The sequence below is a fragment of the Streptomyces sp. NPDC059454 genome (assembly GCF_042749965.1).
In the GTDB taxonomy this organism is placed as follows: domain Bacteria; phylum Actinomycetota; class Actinomycetes; order Streptomycetales; family Streptomycetaceae; genus Streptomyces.
The window spans coordinates 28856-45661 of the sequence record NZ_JBHYVC010000048.1; the positions used below are offsets into that span (position 1 = coordinate 28856).

Annotated in this window: 17 protein-coding genes; 10 read left to right on the forward strand and 7 right to left on the reverse strand. The window is 73.8% G+C overall.

The window, feature by feature from the left end; translation table 11 throughout:
- The 4 genes from ACFXAE_RS26515 to ACFXAE_RS26530 all read left to right on the forward strand — a co-directional run.
- Positions 1-813 (forward strand): substrate-binding domain-containing protein (locus ACFXAE_RS26515; RefSeq protein ID WP_384719199.1); only part of this gene is annotated, 813 nt, incomplete at its 5' end.
- Between the two features lie 101 nt (positions 814-914).
- The gene (locus ACFXAE_RS26520; RefSeq protein WP_384719201.1) at positions 915-2216 is read left to right on the forward strand and encodes an alpha/beta fold hydrolase; all 1302 of its coding nucleotides are present in this window, start codon (positions 915-917) and stop codon (positions 2214-2216) included.
- 44 nt (positions 2217-2260) lie between these two features.
- The gene (locus tag ACFXAE_RS26525; protein WP_384719203.1) at positions 2261-3004 is read left to right on the forward strand and encodes a PIG-L deacetylase family protein; all 744 of its coding nucleotides are present in this window, start codon (positions 2261-2263) and stop codon (positions 3002-3004) included.
- Positions 3001-3900: a sigma-70 family RNA polymerase sigma factor gene (locus ACFXAE_RS26530; RefSeq protein WP_384719205.1), complete on the forward strand. Its 900-nt coding sequence runs from the start codon at positions 3001-3003 to the stop codon at positions 3898-3900. The genes ACFXAE_RS26525 and ACFXAE_RS26530 overlap by 4 nt, the downstream gene beginning before the upstream one ends.
- A 194-nt stretch (positions 3901-4094) precedes the next feature.
- On the opposite strand, the gene ACFXAE_RS26535 is transcribed toward ACFXAE_RS26530, so the two are convergent.
- Positions 4095-5570: a cytochrome P450 gene (locus ACFXAE_RS26535; RefSeq protein WP_384719207.1), complete on the reverse strand. Its 1476-nt coding sequence runs from the start codon at positions 5568-5570 to the stop codon at positions 4095-4097.
- Between the two features lie 110 nt (positions 5571-5680).
- Here ACFXAE_RS26535 and ACFXAE_RS26540 point away from each other — a divergent pair, with 110 nt between their 5' ends.
- Both ACFXAE_RS26540 and ACFXAE_RS26545 read left to right on the forward strand, forming a co-directional pair.
- The gene (locus tag ACFXAE_RS26540) at positions 5681-6289 is read left to right on the forward strand and encodes a TetR/AcrR family transcriptional regulator (RefSeq protein ID WP_384719209.1); all 609 of its coding nucleotides are present in this window, start codon (positions 5681-5683) and stop codon (positions 6287-6289) included.
- An 88-nt stretch (positions 6290-6377) separates the two neighbouring features.
- Entirely contained in the window at positions 6378-7106 is a 729-nt protein-coding gene (locus tag ACFXAE_RS26545) for a DUF2470 domain-containing protein (RefSeq protein ID WP_384719211.1), read from the forward strand.
- Between the two features lie 41 nt (positions 7107-7147).
- On the opposite strand, the gene ACFXAE_RS26550 is transcribed toward ACFXAE_RS26545, so the two are convergent.
- Both ACFXAE_RS26550 and ACFXAE_RS26555 read right to left on the reverse strand, forming a co-directional pair.
- The gene (locus ACFXAE_RS26550; protein ID WP_384719213.1) at positions 7148-8383 is read right to left on the reverse strand and encodes an aromatic acid exporter family protein; all 1236 of its coding nucleotides are present in this window, start codon (positions 8381-8383) and stop codon (positions 7148-7150) included.
- 80 nt (positions 8384-8463) lie between these two features.
- Entirely contained in the window at positions 8464-8952 is a 489-nt protein-coding gene (locus ACFXAE_RS26555; RefSeq protein WP_384719215.1) for an FBP domain-containing protein, read from the reverse strand.
- A 164-nt stretch (positions 8953-9116) separates the two neighbouring features.
- Between ACFXAE_RS26555 and ACFXAE_RS26560 the strand changes: the two genes are divergently transcribed.
- Positions 9117-10091, forward strand: a complete 975-nt coding sequence (locus tag ACFXAE_RS26560) for a phosphotransferase family protein (RefSeq protein WP_384719217.1) — start codon at positions 9117-9119, stop codon at positions 10089-10091.
- Between the two features lie 91 nt (positions 10092-10182).
- Complete coding sequence (locus ACFXAE_RS26565) at positions 10183-11472, forward strand: ROK family protein (RefSeq protein ID WP_384719219.1); 1290 nt, start codon at positions 10183-10185, stop codon at positions 11470-11472.
- A gap of 267 nt (positions 11473-11739) precedes the next feature.
- Here ACFXAE_RS26565 and ACFXAE_RS26570 read toward each other — a convergent pair whose 3' ends face one another.
- From ACFXAE_RS26570 to ACFXAE_RS26585, 4 genes are all read right to left on the reverse strand, one after another.
- Complete coding sequence (locus ACFXAE_RS26570) at positions 11740-12021, reverse strand: hypothetical protein (protein ID WP_384719221.1); 282 nt, start codon at positions 12019-12021, stop codon at positions 11740-11742.
- A gap of 68 nt (positions 12022-12089) precedes the next feature.
- Positions 12090-13121 (reverse strand): SDR family oxidoreductase, encoded by a 1032-nt coding sequence (locus ACFXAE_RS26575; protein ID WP_384719223.1) that lies wholly within the window; start codon positions 13119-13121, stop codon positions 12090-12092.
- A gap of 378 nt (positions 13122-13499) precedes the next feature.
- Positions 13500-14714, reverse strand: coding sequence for an aromatic acid exporter family protein (locus ACFXAE_RS26580; protein WP_384719225.1), 1215 nt, complete (start codon positions 14712-14714; stop codon positions 13500-13502).
- Positions 14715-14744: 30 nt separating this feature from the next.
- Positions 14745-15401, reverse strand: coding sequence for an HAD family hydrolase (locus ACFXAE_RS26585; protein ID WP_384719227.1), 657 nt, complete (start codon positions 15399-15401; stop codon positions 14745-14747).
- A gap of 261 nt (positions 15402-15662) precedes the next feature.
- Here ACFXAE_RS26585 and ACFXAE_RS26590 point away from each other — a divergent pair, with 261 nt between their 5' ends.
- Together ACFXAE_RS26590 and ACFXAE_RS26595 are read left to right on the forward strand one after the other, a co-directional pair.
- Positions 15663-16472: an SDR family oxidoreductase gene (locus tag ACFXAE_RS26590; protein WP_384719228.1), complete on the forward strand. Its 810-nt coding sequence runs from the start codon at positions 15663-15665 to the stop codon at positions 16470-16472.
- Positions 16473-16526: 54 nt separating this feature from the next.
- Positions 16527-16790 carry a hypothetical protein gene (locus ACFXAE_RS26595; RefSeq protein ID WP_384719230.1) on the forward strand — a complete coding sequence of 88 codons (264 nt, stop codon included), beginning with the start codon at positions 16527-16529 and terminating at the stop codon, positions 16788-16790.
- Positions 16791-16806 lie beyond the last annotated feature (16 nt).

Sequence of the window (16806 nt, forward strand, 5' to 3'; positions counted from 1 at the left end):
TGGGTAACCGGTTTTGTGTCCGCGGGGGGCGGGGGCCCCCCCGGCCCCCCCCCCGAGGCCGGGCTCGGCGTGATGGTCTGCAACAGCGCCCAGAACCCGGGCGAGGAGGCCGAGTACCTCTCCCTCTTCGCCGAACAGCGGGTGCGGGGCGTACTGCTCACCCCGGCGGACGCCACCGGCCGCAACATCGAGGCGTTCCGCCGGCACGGCATCCCCTTCGTGCTGGTCGACCGGGTCGCCGAGGGCACCACCGAGTGCTCCGTCTCCGTGGACGACGTGGCGGGCGGCGCGCTGGCCGTGCGGCACCTCGTCGACGCCGGGCACCGTTCCATCGCGTACGTCTGCGGCCCGCCCGGACTGAACCAGGTCCGGGACCGCCGCACCGGTGCCCTGAACGCCCTCGCCGAGGCCGGACTGGGCCCCGACCGCCTGCGCGAACTGCCCACCGAGCGGCTCGACGTCGCCGCCGGACGCGACGCGGGCGCCCGTCTCCTCGGACTCGCCGACCGGCCCACCGCCGTCTTCTGCGCCAACGACCTGCTCGCCCTCGGCGTGCTCCAGGCGATGTACGCGGCCGGCGTCGGCGTCCCCGACGACCTCGCGATCGTCGGCTACGACGACATCGAGTTCGCCGCCGCGGCCGCCGTACCGCTGACCTCGGTGCGGCAGCCCGCGGTCACCATGGGAGCCCTGGCGGCCGAGCTGCTGCTGGAGGAGACCGAGGGCGGCAGCACCGAGAAGTCCCATGAACACCGCCGGGTCGTCCTCCGCCCGGAACTGGTGGTCCGGCGCTCCAGCCTGGCGGCCCGCTGACGGACGTTCAGCAATAATTCCATGATCCCGGGCTCGTTGGCCGGACGGACATGTGCTGAACTGGGTCACGGTCCGACAATCCGTTCGTCCCGGGAGTCCCGTTGACCGTCAGCTACCGCCAGCCCGGCGTGGTCCTCACCGACCGCCGGTTCACCGTGCCCCTCGATCACGACGACCCCTCGGGGGAGACGATCGAGCTGTACGCGCGTGAGGTCGTCGCCGGTGACAAGGCCGGCCGGGACCTGCCCTGGCTGCTCTACCTCCAGGGCGGCCCCGGTTTCGGGGCGAACCGTTTCGTCGGGAAGGAGGCATGGCTCGGCCGTGCCCTGGAGGACCACCGCGTCCTCCTCCTCGACCAGCGCGGCACCGGGCACTCCACCCCCGCCAACCGGCAGACGCTCCCGCTGCGCGGCGGCCCCGCCGCACAGGCCGGCCACCTCACCCTCTTCCGCGCCGACTCGATCGTGCGGGACTGCGAGGCCATCCGCCCCGAGGTGACCGGCGGCGCCCCCTGGACCGTGCTCGGCCAGAGCTTCGGCGGTTTCTGCGCCGTCGCCTATCTGTCCACGGCCCCCGAAGGCGTGGAGACCGCCCTCGTCACCGGCGGTCTGCCCTCCCTCGACGCCCACGCCGACGACGTCTACCGGGCCGCCTACCCGCGTGTCGAACGCAAGGTCGCCGCGCACTACGCCCGCTACCCGCAGGACGTCGAACGCGCCCGCCGCATCGCCGACCACCTCCTGACCCACGAGGTCGTCCTGCCGAACGGCTACCGGTTCACCGTCGAGGCGTTCCAGTCGCTCGGCCGGATGCTCGGCAGCGGCGAGGGCAGCCACCGGCTGCACCACCTCCTGGAGGACGCCTTCGTCCGCGCCCCGGGCGGCCCCGAACTCTCCGACGCCTTCCAGGAGCAGGCGCAGGGCCTGCTGTCGTACGCCGGACACCCGCTGTACGCACTGATCCACGAGGCGATCTACGGTCAGGACGCCCGGCCCACCGCCTGGTCCGCCGAACGCGTGCGGGCCGAGTTCCCGCGGTTCGACGCGGCCAAGACGCTCGCCGGCGACGAGCCGCTGCTGTTCACCGGAGAGACCATCCACCCCTGGATGTTCGACTGCGACCCCGCGCTGCGCCCGCTGCGCGAGACCGCCGAACTGCTCGCCGCGCGCACCGACTGGACGCCGCTGTACGATCCGGCACGTCTCGCCGTCAACGAGGTCCCGGTCGCGGCGGCCGTCTACCACGACGACATGTACGTCGACACCGCCCACTCCCTTCGGACGGCCCGGGCGATCCGCGGCCTGCGCACCTGGGTCACCGACGAGTTCGAGCACGACGGTGTCCGGGCCGGCGGTCCCCGCGTCCTGGACCGGCTGCTCGCCCTGGCGCGCGACGAGGTGTGAGCGGGGCCCGGTGGGATGTCGGTGCGGCGGGTTAGTCTGCGGGCATGACCGAGCCGACGACCAGTCAACTCCAGCCCATGCCCGGCGATTGGCGGCGTGCCCTGGCCGTGGTGGCCCACCCGGACGACCTCGAGTACGGCTGTGCGGCGGCGATCGCGTCCTGGACCGACGCCGGTCGTGAGGTCTCCTACGTCCTGGCGACCCGCGGCGAGGCGGGCATCGACACCCTGGAGCCGGCGGAGTGCGGTCCGCTCAGGGAGCGGGAGCAGCGGGCGAGCGCGGCCGTGGTCGGTGTGTCGGAGGTCGGCTTCCTCGGCCACGCGGACGGGGTCGTCGAGTACGGTCCCGCGCTGCGCCGGGACATCGCCGCCGCGATCCGCCGGTACCGGCCCGAGCTGGTGATCACCCTGAACCACCGGGACACCTGGGGCGGCGCCCACTGGAACACCCCGGACCACGTGGCCGTCGGGCGGGCCACGCTCGACGCGGCCGGTGACGCCGGCAACCGGTGGATCTTCCCGGAGCTGACCGAGCGGGGCCTCGAACCCTGGAACGGGGTCCGCTGGGTGGCGGTCGCCGGTTCCGGCAGCCCCACCCACGCGGTGGACGCGACGGACGGGCTGGAGCGTGCGGTCGCGTCGCTGCTCGAGCACCGGACCTACATCGAGGCGTTGACCGACGAGGACCCGGAGGCGTACGCCCGCGGTCTGCTGACCGGTTTCGCCGAGGACACGGGGAAGCGGTTCGGGGACCGGCCCGCGGTCGCCTTCGAGCTGTTCCCCCGGTGAGCCCCGTGGACGACGACAAGGAACTGCTGGCGGAGCGCTTCGAGGAGCACCGCGGGCATCTCGAGGCGGTCGCCTACCGCATGCTCGGCTCGCTGACCGAGGCGGAGGACGCCGTCCAGGAGGCCTGGCTGAGGCTGGGCCGCACCGACACCGGCGACATCGGCAACCTCGGTGGCTGGCTGACCACCGTGACCGGCCGGATCTGCCTGGATCTGCTGCGTTCGCGCACCGCGCGCCGCGAGCAGCCGATGGACGAGACGTTCGTCCCGGACCCGGTGATCAGGCCCCTCTTCCAGGCGGACCCGGAACAGGAGGCGCTGCACGCCGACTCGGTGGGCGTGGCGATGCTGGTGGTGCTGGAGACGCTGGAGCCCGACGAGCGGCTGGCGTTCGTCCTGCACGACATGTTCGCCGTGCCGTTCGACGACATCGCCCCGGTCGTGGAGCGCAGCTCGGCCGCGACCCGGCAGCTCGCCAGCCGGGCCCGTCGCCGGGTACGGGACGCGACCCCTTCCTCCGAGCCCGACCTCGGCCGGCAGAAGCAGGTGCTCGAGGCGTTCATGGCCGCCGCGCGCGGCGGTGACTTCGAGGCGCTGGTCGCCGTCCTGCACCCGGACGTGGTGCTGCGGGCGGACGCGGGTGCGCTGGTCCGCGGCGTGGCGGGGTCGAACACCCTCCGTGGCGCGAAGCCGGTGGCCGAGTCGGCGATGATGTTCGCCCGCTACACCGCGGCGGCCCGGATGGTCCTGGTCAACGAAGCGCTGGGCCTGCTCAGCGTGGTGGACGGCCGCATCCGGTCGGTCATGTCCGTCACCATCACCGGCCACCACATCACTGGCATGTACATCCTGGCCGACCCGGACCGCCTCGCTCACCTGGAGCTCCCGAAGGACTGACCCCCGAAACCGCGGGCAGTCGTGCCTTCCCCGGTACCTCGAGGGCCTGGGAGGCGCCCCAGGGCGGCACGGGTGGGCGGTGGGGTGTGCCCTCCCGCTCATGGGGGTCCCCCGCTCGAGCGAAGCCGGGAGTGGGGGAGGCACCCCGCACGCGCCGGGCCGCGCGACCCACCCCCGCCCCGCACCGACGCGCCTCAGGCGGACCCGGGCCCCGCCTGAACCCGCGCCGCGGTCCGGCGTTCCGGCCACAGCCGCAACCCCTCCGGCATCAGCGTCAGCCGCTCGGTCACGCGCAGGCGGTAGCCGGGGTCGGGACGCAGGTCGTAGCGGCGCAGGAGCAGGGCGAGTACGAGAGTCGCCTCGTGCAGCGCGAACTGCCGCCCGATGCACGCCCGAGCCCCCGTCCCGAAGGGCTTGAACACATGCGGCGGGCGGGACCGCACCGCCCGCGCGTCAAAACGATCCGGATCGAACCGCTCCGCGTCCGCACCCCACACCTCGGGGTCCCGGTGCAGCATCGGCGTCAGCACCAGCGTCCAGGCACCACGCCGCATCGGATGCGACCCGCCCAGCACCGTGTCCACCCGTGCCTCCCGGGCGAAGGCCGGCGCCGTCGGCCACAGCCGCAGCGACTCGTCGAGCACCCGGCGGACGTACCGCAGCTTGGCCACCTGCTCGTAGCCGGGCGCCGCCGCGTCGCCCCAGACGCGCTCCACCTCGGCACGGGCACGGTCCGCGACACCGGGATGCCGGGAGAGGTGGTGCAGCGCGAACGACAGCGCCCCCGACGTGGTCTCGTGACCGGCGACCAGGAACGTGATCACCTGTCGGCGGACGTTCTCCGGCGACAGCCGCTCCCCGGTCTTCGGGTGCGCGGTCTCCAGCATCCGGTCCAGCAGGTCCCCGCCCCCGCCGCCTCCCGCCCGCCGGACCCGGACCACCTCGTCGACGATGCGGTTGAGACGCGCGATGTCGGCGGTGTTCCGTCGGCCCGCCCGGCGCAGCAGCAGCGGGCTCAGCGGCACGGGGACGCTGTTCTGCCGCTGGGCGTGGGCGAGCGTCCCGACCATCGCCGTGACGAACGGATGCGGACGGGACCGCTCGAAGGACCCGAAGTCGTGCCCGAACCCGGTCCGCGCGATCGTCTCCAGCGTCAGCTTGGTCATGTCCCCGGGCACGTCCACCGGCCGGCCCCCGGCCGCCGCACGGTCCCAGTGCTCCGTCAGCCGCTCCGCCACGGCCAGCATCATCGGGTGGTAACCGGCCATGGCCTCCCGGCCGAACCCGGGGGCCAGCACGTCGTGCGCCAGTTGCCAGTTGGGCTCGTGGTTGTACGCGGTGAACAGCCCGTCACCCGCGACCGGCCGCAGATTGGCGATGCCCAGCCCGACATGCTTGGCGAACCGCGACTCGTCGGCCAGATCCGCCACCAACCCGGCACCCCAGGTGAACACGAACTCCCTGCCGAACGCGTTCCGCCGGAAGACCGGCCCCAGCCGGCGGGCGTACTTCAGTGAGTCCTGCACGGGCGTGCGCCTGCTCGCCCCGAGGACGTCGCCGAGCAGCGGCAGGCGGTACGGCGGGTGGGGGATGCGGTGCAGTTCCGGCCAGCCGTGCTCCGCGCTGCGGAAACCCTTCGGCAGTACGTCCGGTGTCGTCGTCTCCGCCATGAAGAGATCTCCTTCGACCCGGCGCGCACGTGCGACGTGTTGTACGCGAGTTCAATAAGGCGGGTTCAGTCTGGTCCGGCCGCTGAACGGGCGTCAAGTAAAGTGCGGGGATGGCCGTGAACCAGGGCGGGCGCACACGCCGTCGGCTCAGCACCGCGGAGCGCCGGGAACAGCTTCTGTCGGTCGGCGCGCGGCTGTTCTCGGAGAGCCCCTACGACGACGTGCGGATCGAGCAGGTCGCCGAGATCGCCGGGGTGTCGCGAGGGCTGCTCTACCACTACTTCCCGGCCAAGCGGGACTTCTTCGCGGCGGTGGTGGAGCGGGAGAGCGAGCGGATGCTCCGCATGACGGCGGCGGTTCCCGGCCTCCCGGTGCGCGAGCAGCTCACGGCGGGTCTCGACGCGTACCTGGAGTACGTCGAGGCCCATGCGCACGGCTACCGCGCCTTCCACCGTGCCGAGGCGGCGGGGGACCGGGCGGTGCGCCGGGTCTACCGGCGGGCCCTGGCCGCACAGGAACGGCAGATCCTGGCCGCGCTCGCCCGGGACCCGGAGTTCGGCCCCGTCTTCGAGGCGCGGCCGGACACCCGGCTCGCCGTGCGCGGCTGGCTGGCCTTCACCACGGCGGTCTGTCTGGAGTGGCTGCGCGACTCGGAACCGGACCGTGAGCAGGTGCGCGACCTGTGCGCACGCGCCCTGCTGGGCGTCCTCGCGCCCTGAAAGGTCGCGCAAAGATCACGCCACCTGGTTGGCGTGCCCCCCGATCTTCGATAAGTTAGGCAAGGCTTACCTAAGAGGAGGTTCGGGGATGGCTGACGACACGCACGGCTGGACGGCCGCGCCCGGCGCGGCGCAGCGGGCCCGCTCGGTGCTCGCCGCCGCATGGTCCTGCGCGGTGACCGCGGAGGGCACCCGGGAGGAGCTCGTCGGTGCGCACGGCGTGACCGACGACGGACGGGTGATGCTGCACGTGCCCGAGGACAGTCCCCTGCTCGCCGCCGCGGTCTGCGCGCCCCGCGGCGAGCCGTCCGCCGTGCTGGAGTTCGCCGACGTGGCACCCGTCCCCGTACGCAATCGCATCCGTGCCCGGCTGTGGCTGGCCGGCTGGTTCGCCGTACGGGACGGGCACCTCGTCTTCCAGCCCACGCGTGTGGTGCTGCGGCAGCCGTCCGGCGCCCTGGTCGTCGACGTCGAGGAGTTCGCCGCGGCCCGGCCCGACCGGCTCGCCACCGCCGAGGCCCGGCTGCTGACCCACCTCGCCGACTGCCACGCCGACGCGGTCGAGCGGCTGACCCGGCTGGTGGACCACGGCAGTCTGCACGGAGCGGTCCGCGTCCAGCCGCTCGCCGTCGACCGGCACGGCCTGACCCTGCGCATCGAACGCCTCCGTACGGACGGTGACGTGCGCCTGCCGTTCCACGCGCCCGCCGACGACGTCTCCCAGCTCACCGAGCGCATGCACGTGCTGCTCGCCCAGGCGAGCGCCGCCTCCTGCCCCCGTGCGCTGCAGCGGCAGCGCACGGACGGCGACGGGTGACGCGGAGAGCTCCGCCCCATGGGCGCCTCCGGCCGAGTGCGTCACTTGGAACGGTGGGAGGCGCCACGGGGGTTCCGGCGCAGCCGCTCCCGCATCCGGGTGAGCCGCGGCAGCCGTTCGCGCTGCGCCTGTGAGTGCCGGTCCAGCTCCTCGAACAGCCGGCGCGTGCGGTGCTCGGTGTCCATCTCGTCGAGGATGCGGTTGACCTCGGTGAGCACGGCGCCGAGCAACTGCCACTGGCGCGCGTCGCGCCGGGCCTGCTCGAAGAGCAGCCGGGCCAGCTTGTCGCGGGTGGCGGCCGCCTGCCGCAGCTGGGAGGCGAGCCGTTCCTCCGCCGACTCGGCGTTCGCGCTCACGCTCGTGGTCACCAGCACCGCGAAGCTGACCACGGCGTCCGCGATCTCGGACAGCAGTTCCTCGAAGGCGGCGCCCGTCTCCGGCTCGAACAGCCGCTCCGGATCGCGCTCCTTGGCCAGGTCGGTCAGCGTGCGCGCCAGCACCCGCAGCACCACCGTGCAGATCTCCAGTGTGTCGAGGCCGGTCCGCAGCACCACCCGGTGCAGCAGGCCCTCCCGCACCCGCGGATTGAGCCGCAGGCTGTCCTCCGCCTGCCGGAGGTCCGCGTCGACCTCGGTGATGTCGTGGTCCAGGCGGCGGGCCTCGTGCAGCCGGGCCGCCGCGCGGTGCGGGGGCGTACGGCCCGCCGCCTCCTCGCCGATCCGCAGCATCAGCTGCCGCACCCGGCGCGCCAGCTCCTCGATCGACTCGCCGGCCTCCTCCACCCACACCGGTGGAGCGAGCAGGAGGTTGAACCCCATTCCGACGAACGCTCCGATCAGCGTCTCCACGATCCGGGCCCAGGCGGTGTCCCCGTGCGTGGTCACCCCGAGCACCAGCATCGCGCTGATCGCCACCTCGGGCACGAACTCGTCCACCCGCACCAGATGGCCGACGATCAGCGACGCCAGGATGAGCAGGCCCAGGCTCCACCAGGTCAGACCCACCAGGAGGCTGAAGAGGATCGCCACGACGACGCCGGTCACCACGGAGTTCACCCTGCGCATCCCGGTGGTGAGCGTGGAATACAGGGTGACCTGGACGACGAGCAGAGCGGTCAGCGGCGCGGTGAGCGGGGCGGCCTCCGGACTCAGCCGCAGCGCGATGACGTAGGCGACCGTCGCCGCGGCCGCCGACCGCACCATCTGCACGGTCACCGGGTCCCGGTGCCGCTTGACGAACTCGAGGGCCGGCGCTGTCATCTCACGTACCACTTGCATCCTCGGACGGTTCCCCCTCCCCGGACGCAACGAACGTGTTCACCTGCGACGGCAGTCCCCCGGGGGACAGGTGGCCGGGTCTACAGCTTGTCGAGGAAGGCGAACAGATTGCCCCGGGTGCGGGTGATCTGCTCCTCCGGGGTGAGGCTCTCCTCGAAGCGGGTACCGGTCTCCGGGACCTTCCTGCCGCGCAGATAGAGGGAGCAGGCGAGGTCGGTGCACATGTAGGCGCCGACCGAGTTGCCCTCCCGGCCGGCCGGGCCCGCCTTGCGCGCGGTCATCAGGGCGACACCGCCGCGCGGATGGGTCGTCAGGCACAGGGAGCACATGCTGCGGTGCAGGAAGCCGCGCCGAGCCGGCTGGAAGCGCATGGCCACCCCGACGAGACGGTCCTCCCGCTCGGTGACGAGATAGCTGCGGTCGGGTGCGCCGGGATCGCGCCAGCCCAGGAAATCGAGGTCGTCCCAGGGGCGTTCGCCCAGGTCGCGTGGTACGGCCAGCCGCTTGGCCTCCCCCTTCGAGCAGTTGATGAACGAACTGCGGATGTCCTGTTCGGTGAGTGCTCTCACGGGGGCGTCTCCTGGCGTGATCTTTCGAAACCTAGGGGGTCTAGGTTTCTGGGCCAGGGTAGATATCCGGCGTCGGGGGGAGCCAGCGGTTTTTACCGGGGCCGTGCCCCACCCCGGACTTTCCGTACGCTGTACCGCATTCGCCGAGGGAAGGGGTGGGGACGATGGGGGACTCCTGGGAGCGGGCCCGCCGGGTGCTCGCGGGGGCGGGGCTGCCGCCCGACGCGCTCGCCGGGGTGCGCCCGCTGAGCGGGGGCACCTACAACACCGTCGAGGAGCTCCTCCTCGCCGACGGCGGCCGCTATGTGCTCAAGGTCCCGCCCGCCGCCCCGGGCCTCCGGCACGAGCGGCGCCTGCTCGTCTCCGAGGCGGAGTTCTGCGCCGGGGCCGCCGAGGCCGGCGTACCCGCTCCGCGCGCCGTGTCCGTCGGCGGTGACACCTCCGTACCGTACCTGCTGATGACCGCCTGTCCGGGGGAGCCCTGGACGGAAGCGGAGCCGGCCGACGGGGAGCGGGCGGAGCTGCGTACGGAGCTCGGCCGTCAGGTGGCGCGGCTGCACCGGGTGACCGGACCGGGGTTCGGCTATCCGTCCGGCGCCCTCGGTCCGCTCGCCCCCGACTGGCGGACCGCGTTCACCGCGATGACCGACGCCGTGCTCACCGACGCCCGCGACTACGGCGCCCGGCTGCCGCGGCCCGTCGACGAGGTGGCCGCCGTGATCCGTACCGCCGCCGGGGCGCTCGACGAGGTCACCGTGCCGGCTCTCGTCCATTTCGACCTGTGGCCGGGCAACATCCTGGTGGAGCGCCCGGCGGCGGGGAAGGCCCGGATCGGCGGGCTCGTCGACGGGGAACGCATGTTCTGGGGCGACCCGCTCGCCGATTTCGTCTCCCTCGCCCTGCTCGGCGACATCAGGACGGACCGGGCGTTCCTCGCCGGATACGGGGAGGCCGGCGGCCGGGCCGCCTTCGGCGCGGCGGCCCGCGTCCGCCTCGCCCTCTACCGTGCCTACCTCTACCTGATCATGCTCACCGAGACGATTCCGCGGGCGACCGGGGACGAGCACGAACGACGGGTTCAGGCCACCGTGGCTCCGGAACTGGAGTCCGCGCTGGCGGAGATCGGTGACTCCTGTTAGTTCACATCATGAAATAAGGGTGTGGGAAAGTCGCGCCCAGCCGGTTCCCGACGGTATGTTGCAGGTCGGACAGGGTCTCGGAAGGAGCCACATGGCGGGGCGGAACGGGCGCACGGTGCGCGATCTCAGACGGGCCAACCGCACGGCCGTGCTGCAACGGCTGTACTTCGACGGCCCGCTGAGCCGCTTCGAGCTCGGCCCCGCGACCGGACTCAGCTCCGGCTCCGTGAGCAACGTCGTCGCGGACCTGGTCGCCGACGGCCTCGTGGAGGAGGCCGGCAGCGTCGACTCCGACGGCGGCCGTCCGCGCACCCTGCTGCGGGTGGCGCCGGCCAGCGGCCACATGATCGGCGTCGACGTGGGCGAGACCAGGGTCCGCGTCGAACTGTTCGACCTGACCCTCACCGAGCTCGCTCGCGCGCAGCGCCCGCTGGAACAGCAGCGCTACGAGGTCGAGGTCATCGTCGACCACATCCGCTCCGGCATCGCCGAGGTGCTCGACGGCGCCGGCCTCGCCCCCGATCTGCTGCTCGGCGTCGGCATCGGCGTCCCCGGCATCGTCGAGCACACCCCCGACCGGGGCGCCGTCGTGCACGGCCAGACCATCGGCTGGGACGCCATCCCCCTGGAGTCCCTGCTCCGCGCCGGGTCCCCGCTGCCCGAGACGGTGCCGTACTTCATCGACAACGGGGCCAAGACCCTCGGCCAGGCCGAGATGTGGTTCGGCGCCGGACGCGGCGCCCGCAACGCCCTCGTCGTCCTCTTCGGCTCCGGCGTCGGCGCCTGCCTGGTCACTCCCGAGGTGGAACACGGCCGGGCGGTCGAATGGGGGCACCTGACCGTACGGGTCAGGGGACGCCGCTGCCGCTGCGGCGCGCTCGGCTGCCTGGAAGCGTACGCGGGCGCCGAGTCGCTGCTCGCCCGGTGGCGCGAGGAGGGCGGCCGGGTACCCGAGGGCACGGACGAGGAGACGGCGCTGACGGCGATGCTCGCCGCCGCCTACCCGGCCGACGACGGCGCCCCCGACCCCGTCGCGCTCGCCGTGCTGGAGGAGACCGCCGAGTACCTCGGCGCGGGCCTGTCCGACCTGATCAACCTCTTCCAGCCCGAGCGCATCCTCATGGGCGGCTGGGCCGGCCTCCAGCTCGGCTCCCGCTTCCTGCCGTCCGTGCACCGGCACGCCCTGTCGTACGCGCTGCGGCACCCGGCCGGGAAGGTGACGATCGAACTGGGCCGGCTCGGCCCCGACGCGGTCACCGTCGGCGCCGCGATCCTGCCGCTCGCCGACTTCTTCGCCCGCGGCGGCCGCCGCCCCGACCCGGACCCGCAGTCCCCGCCCCCCGCCTGGCACACGGCCCTCCAGGAACGCACCCCGCGCTAGGGGGGCCGACCGATGTCCACGGCGTCGTGGCGTCCGGTACGCACTCCCTCAGAAGGGGGACCCCGGCCGCGTTGCCGAAACGTCCACGTGGCTACGCCACGAGGACGCTCCGGCGCCTTGCGATCGCACGCACCGGACGCCGCTCCTTCTCCCGCGCTCATTGGCCGGACACTCCCAGGAGCGTTCGCGCGGGCCGGCCGGAAGGCGCCGCCGACGGGGCCCGCCCCGAGCCGGAGGACAGTCACCGGGCCCGTCCGCGCAGGCCGGTCACGCGGAGGATTCGTCCGGTACCGGCTGCTGCGGGTTGCCGGACGCCGAGTGCGGGGCGCCCTGCCGGCCCGTGCCGGCCTCGTCCGTGTCGGGGACGTCAAAACCGGTCTCGCCGGAGTCCGGCTCCTGTGGATCGTCGGCCTTGTCCTCGCTCTCCCGTTCCACGGCGCCCGGGGCGACTTCCCAGGGGTCCTCGCCGGCGCCGGCCTGCTGGTCCGGCAGGTCGCGGGGGACACCGGCGCCGTTCTCACCGGGTCCTTCGAGGCGGTGGTCGGTCACGGCGCTCTCCCTTCGTTCGTGCGCGAGCCCTCGCGGGTACCTCCGCGACGACCGGTGAAACCCGGTGCTCAACCGACCTTGCGGCCCCGCATCGGTTCCGTGTCCTCCCCGGCGCCCTGCTGCATGCCCAGCAGGAACTCCTCCATCACCTGCGTCGCCGTGTGTTCCGGCCGCCAGCCGAGCTCCACGCGCGCACGCGTGCAGTCCATCAGCGGCAGCCTCAGCACGGCGTCGAACAGATGCGGCGAGGCGGGCAGCAGACGCAGTCCCCAGGCGGCGGCGACCGCCGAGCGGGCGGCGGTACGCGGCAGCCGCACCCGGCGCGTCCCGAGCATCTCCCCGAGCAGCCCGGCGTCGACCGTCGGCTCCGCGGCGAGATTGAAGGCACCCCGCGCCCCGGCGGACAGCACGGCCAGCCGGTAGGCGTGGGCCGCGTCGTCGGTGTGCAGCGCCTGCACCCGCAGCCCCGGAATGTCCGGGAGGACGGGCAGCAGATCGGGCCGCGCCAGCTGACCCGGCAGGAAACGGCCGCCGAAGATACGCCGCTGCTCGCTCCCCGACTCCCGCTTGAAGAGGAACGCGGGCCGCATCCGTACCACCCGCGTCCCCGGATGATCACGCTCGAACGTGTCCAGGGCCCGCTCCAGGTACGCCTTCTCCCGGCAGTACGCGGCGTCCGGCCAGCCGTGCGTCGGCCACGACTCGTCCACCGCGTGGTCCTTCGGGCCCGGCGAGTACGCCCCGACCGACGAGGCGTGCACCAGCGCCGGCACCCCCGCCTCGGCCACCGCGTCGAACACCCGCATGCTGCCGAGCACATTGGTGCGCCAGGTGGTCGCCGGGTCGTGCGTCGGCTGGAACGCCCACGCCAGATGGATCACCGCGTCCGCGCCGGTGAACTCCCCGACGAGATCGGACCGGTCCGAGGCCAGGTCCACCGCCGACCACTCGGTCTTCGGCGGCGACAGGTCGGGGATCCGCCGTGCCAGGCCCCGTACGGAGCCGACCTCCGGTTCCTGCGAGAGGACCCGCACCACGCTGGTCCCGACATTGCCGGTGGCGCCCGTGACGACGACCCTCGTGCCCGTTGCGCTGCTCACCTTCCCGCTCCTCTCGGCCGACTGCCCCGCGGGCCGGCCGAGTACCCCCGGGGCGAGAGCGTTCACGCCCGTCGGGCGGGCCGGGAGTTCCCACAGGCCGGCCGGCCGCCCCGTCCCCGGCTCCGGTGCGCTCACCTGCCGGCCCGGAAAGGGGAAAGCCCCGACCGCGACGGGGGAATCACGGCCGGGGCGGCTCGGTGGTGGGCACGGACGGCGGTCGCCTCTCGGCGAAAGGCTCCACAGGGCTTCAGCCGAACGATCGTCCCTGTGGGCGAATGGTGAGGCCCGGGGACACTGTCCCGTCCGCACCCACGACCGGTTCAACGGAGAACCGCCTCCGGGTGTTCCGCGTCCGGCCGCTCGTGGGCGTGACATGTGTCACCGGCCCCGGGCACCGCCGTCGAGTTCGGCCCAGAGGTTCTCGGCCTGGAGCACCAGCGTGCCCAGGACGGCCGTCCGCGCGGCGCCCTGTCCGGCCTGTTCGCGCAGCCCGTGCTGGAGCTTTCCGTGCAGGTCCCGCATCACCTCCTCGGTCCGCCCGTCCAGGAGGGGGTCCTCGCGCGTGCCGCCGTCCAGCAGCCGGTCGGCCTCCGTGCGGCAGACGTCGCCGATCAGCTCCAGCAGCTCCGCGTAGCAGCCCAGCACCGCGGCGTCCGGCGCGGCGGGCGTGCGGTCCTCGTCGGCGGCCACCGCGAGCGTGCGGGTCAGCGCCGTGACATGCCCGGTGACGCGGCCGAACCGCTCGTCCTCGTCCTCCGGCGGCAGCGCCGCCGTCGGCGCCCGGTGCAGGGCGCGCAGGACGCCCGAGGTCAGCCGCAGGCTCTCCCTGCTCCAGCCGCGGGCCGAGCGCAGCGCCTCCAGACGGCCCTGCAGCCGCGCCGCGGCGTCGAGCCGGCCCGCGGCGGTCTGCGCGTCCCACTCGCCCCCGCGCAGATCCCCGGCGACGGCGTGCAGCACGTCCCCCGCCTCGCGGGCGAGCGCCGCCAGGTTCTCCCGTACGTCCCGCAGATGGATCGGCGGCAGGACCAGCGCGTTGACGGCGATGCCGATGACCGCGCCGAGCGCCGCCTGCCCCAGCCGGTGCCCGACGGCGACCGCGCTCACCGTTCCCGTGGCGATCGTGAACACGGCCGTGGTGGCGGCGTAGATGCCCTGGTCACCGAAGCGCGGCCAGTTCGACAGCAGCACCAGCACCGGCACGGACAGTGCCAGGGCGCCCGTGGTGTCGCCGGTGACCGCCTGCGCCCCCGAGGCCACGAGGGCTCCCACGCAGATCGCCGTGAACTGCCGCGCCCCCTGCACCAGCGAGCTGTAGACGGTGGCCTGCACCAGGACCAGCGCCACCCAGGGCGCCATCAGGGCCATCGGGTCGCCGAGCCACACCTGCGCCAGCAGCCAGGCCAGCAGCGCCGCAGCGGCGGCCTTCAGCGACTGGACGAGCAGGTCCCGCTCCCGCCCGGGCCCCCGCCACGCGGCCCGCGCCGCCCGGCCGACGGACCTCACCTCCCACCGCACGGCCTCCCGCACCCGCGCCACCGGAGCCGTCCGTCCCACGGCGTCACCCTGCTCGATCTCTTCCCGCACACACGTCATGTCCTGCGGGTATCCCGGCCACGGGGGATCTCATGCCAGGGGACCGTCCGACAGCGACGCCAGGAGGTGCGCCGGGTCGTCGTAGACCGCCTCCGCGCCGGCCTCCTCCAGGTCGGCGCGCGGGATGCCGCCGCACAGCACGCCCACGCGGCGCACCCCGGCACGGCTGCCCGCCCGCATGTCCCACACCGTGTCCCCGACGAACACCGCCCGCTCCGCGGGCACCCCGGCCAGCTCCAGGGCGTGCTCGACCGGCTCCGGCGCGGGCTTGCCCTCCGCCACGTCGTCGGCGCTCGCCGTCGCGGAGATCGCCTCGTCCGCGTCGATCGCCCGGCGCAGCGCGCTCAGCTCGGCGCCGTCCGCCGAGGTGGCGAGCACCACGGTCCAGCCGTCCCGGTGCAGCCGCTCCAGCAGCCGGCCGGCGTCCGGCAGCGCGGGCAGCCGGTCGAAGTACTGCCCGTACAGCGCCTTGTGCGCCGCGCTCAGCTCGTCGTCGCGGCGGGTGTCCCGGTCCTCGCCCAGCAGATGGGCGACCAGGCCGGAGGAGGGCAGCCCCACGGCCCGGTGGACGGCGTGCATCGGCACCCGGTGGCCCGCCTGCCGGAAGGCCTCCCACCAGGCCGTCACATGCAGGTGGTTGGTGTCGACCAGAGTGCCGTCGACGTCGAACACGGCTGCCCGTCCCATGTGCGGTCCTTCCTCGGGGGCGGTACGGGTACCACCTCGGCCGCCCGTCACTCCGGAGGGCACCTTCCGTCGCTGATCCCCGGGGCGGTGCCGGTCTCCGCGCCCACCACGCACGCCTCGTCCGCGGCGAACAGCGGCTCCGCCCGGCTCAGGGAGCGCGCGGAGCCGCGGTACGGCCGGACGGCGGACGCGGGGGTTGGCCCCGCACGTGCCGGGGTACTGCGATGCCTCGCACCCGCCGTCGCCGACCAGGAGGCCCGCATGTCCGTCCCCACCACCCCGAGCAGCAGGGTCGCCGTGGTCACCGGCGCGGACTCCGGGATCGGCCGGGCCACCGCCGTACGCCTGGCCGCCGCGGGCATGGACGTGGGCATCACCTGGCACAGCGACCGCGAGGGCGCCGAGGATACGGCGCGGGAGTGCCGGACGCACGGGCGGCGGGCCGAGACGGCGCCCCTGGACCTCACCCGGCTGCCCGCCGCCGCGGACACCGTCGACGAGCTGTGCGACCGTCTGGGCCGCGTCGACGTGCTGGTCAACAACGCCGGCACGGGCACGATGACGCCCTTCCTGGACCTGGAGCTCCCGAAGGTCCGCGAGGTCCTCGACGTCGATCTGATCGGCCCGTTCCTGTGCGGACAGAGGGCGGCGCGGCATATGATCCGGCAGGGCGACGGGGGCCGCATCGTCAACGTGACGTCCGTGCACGAGCACCAGCCCCGCGTGGGCGCCGCGCCGTACTGCGCCGCCAAGGGCGGCCTCGGGCTGCTCACCCAGGTGATGGCACTGGAACTGGCCGAGTATGGCATCACCGTCAACGCGGTCGCCCCCGGCGAGATCGCCACGCCCATGACCGGCCAGGAGGACACCGCCCCGCACACCGGGAGCCGCCCCGGCGTCCCTCTCGGACGGCCCGGCGACGCCCGTGAGGTCGCCGCGGTCATCGCCTTCCTCGCCGGACCGGACGCCTCGTACGTCACCGGTGCCTCCTGGAGCGTGGACGGCGGAATGCTCCGGATGGGTCCCCAGGCCGGGTCCCACCTGACGGGCGACGACTGGCGGCGGCCCTGAACGAGGGCGCTCCCGCACGCCGCGTTCGCGCCGTTTGCGCTCTACCCTCGATGCATGACCGAAAGCGCGAGCCCGTACATGTCGCATCCGCGGATCATGGTGCTCGGGGTACAGCCCGGGACCCCACCGTTCCGGATCGTGGAGATCGACGGACAGGTGGTCGGCGAGGCGAAGACCGTCACCGACGTGCTGCACGCCGCCGCCGCGTTCGGGATCACGGTCCACGACCTGGACGACCCGGACGTGGTCCGCTGGGTGGGCGGCGACAAGTTCACCTGGACCCTGCGCGGGGCCCCCCGCACGCACGAGCGGCACTGACCCCCGGACGACGCCC

Bases quoted from the DNA above. Each gene is read 5' to 3' on its own strand.
- ACFXAE_RS26525 (WP_384719203.1), top strand. From the start codon at position 2,261: ATGACCGAGCCGACGACCAGTCAACTCCAGCCCATGCCCGGCGATTGG.
- ACFXAE_RS26535 (WP_384719207.1), bottom strand. From the start codon at position 5,570: ATGGCGGAGACGACGACACCGGACGTACTGCCGAAGGGTTTCCGCAGC.
- ACFXAE_RS26540 (WP_384719209.1), top strand. From the start codon at position 5,681: ATGGCCGTGAACCAGGGCGGGCGCACACGCCGTCGGCTCAGCACCGCG.
- ACFXAE_RS26545 (WP_384719211.1), top strand. From the start codon at position 6,378: ATGGCTGACGACACGCACGGCTGGACGGCCGCGCCCGGCGCGGCGCAG.
- ACFXAE_RS26550 (WP_384719213.1), bottom strand. From the start codon at position 8,383: ATGCAAGTGGTACGTGAGATGACAGCGCCGGCCCTCGAGTTCGTCAAG.
- ACFXAE_RS26560 (WP_384719217.1), top strand. From the start codon at position 9,117: ATGGGGGACTCCTGGGAGCGGGCCCGCCGGGTGCTCGCGGGGGCGGGG.
- ACFXAE_RS26565 (WP_384719219.1), top strand. From the start codon at position 10,183: ATGGCGGGGCGGAACGGGCGCACGGTGCGCGATCTCAGACGGGCCAAC.
- ACFXAE_RS26580 (WP_384719225.1), bottom strand. From the start codon at position 14,714: ATGACGTGTGTGCGGGAAGAGATCGAGCAGGGTGACGCCGTGGGACGG.
- ACFXAE_RS26585 (WP_384719227.1), bottom strand. From the start codon at position 15,401: ATGGGACGGGCAGCCGTGTTCGACGTCGACGGCACTCTGGTCGACACC.
- ACFXAE_RS26590 (WP_384719228.1), top strand. From the start codon at position 15,663: ATGTCCGTCCCCACCACCCCGAGCAGCAGGGTCGCCGTGGTCACCGGC.
- ACFXAE_RS26595 (WP_384719230.1), top strand. From the start codon at position 16,527: ATGACCGAAAGCGCGAGCCCGTACATGTCGCATCCGCGGATCATGGTG.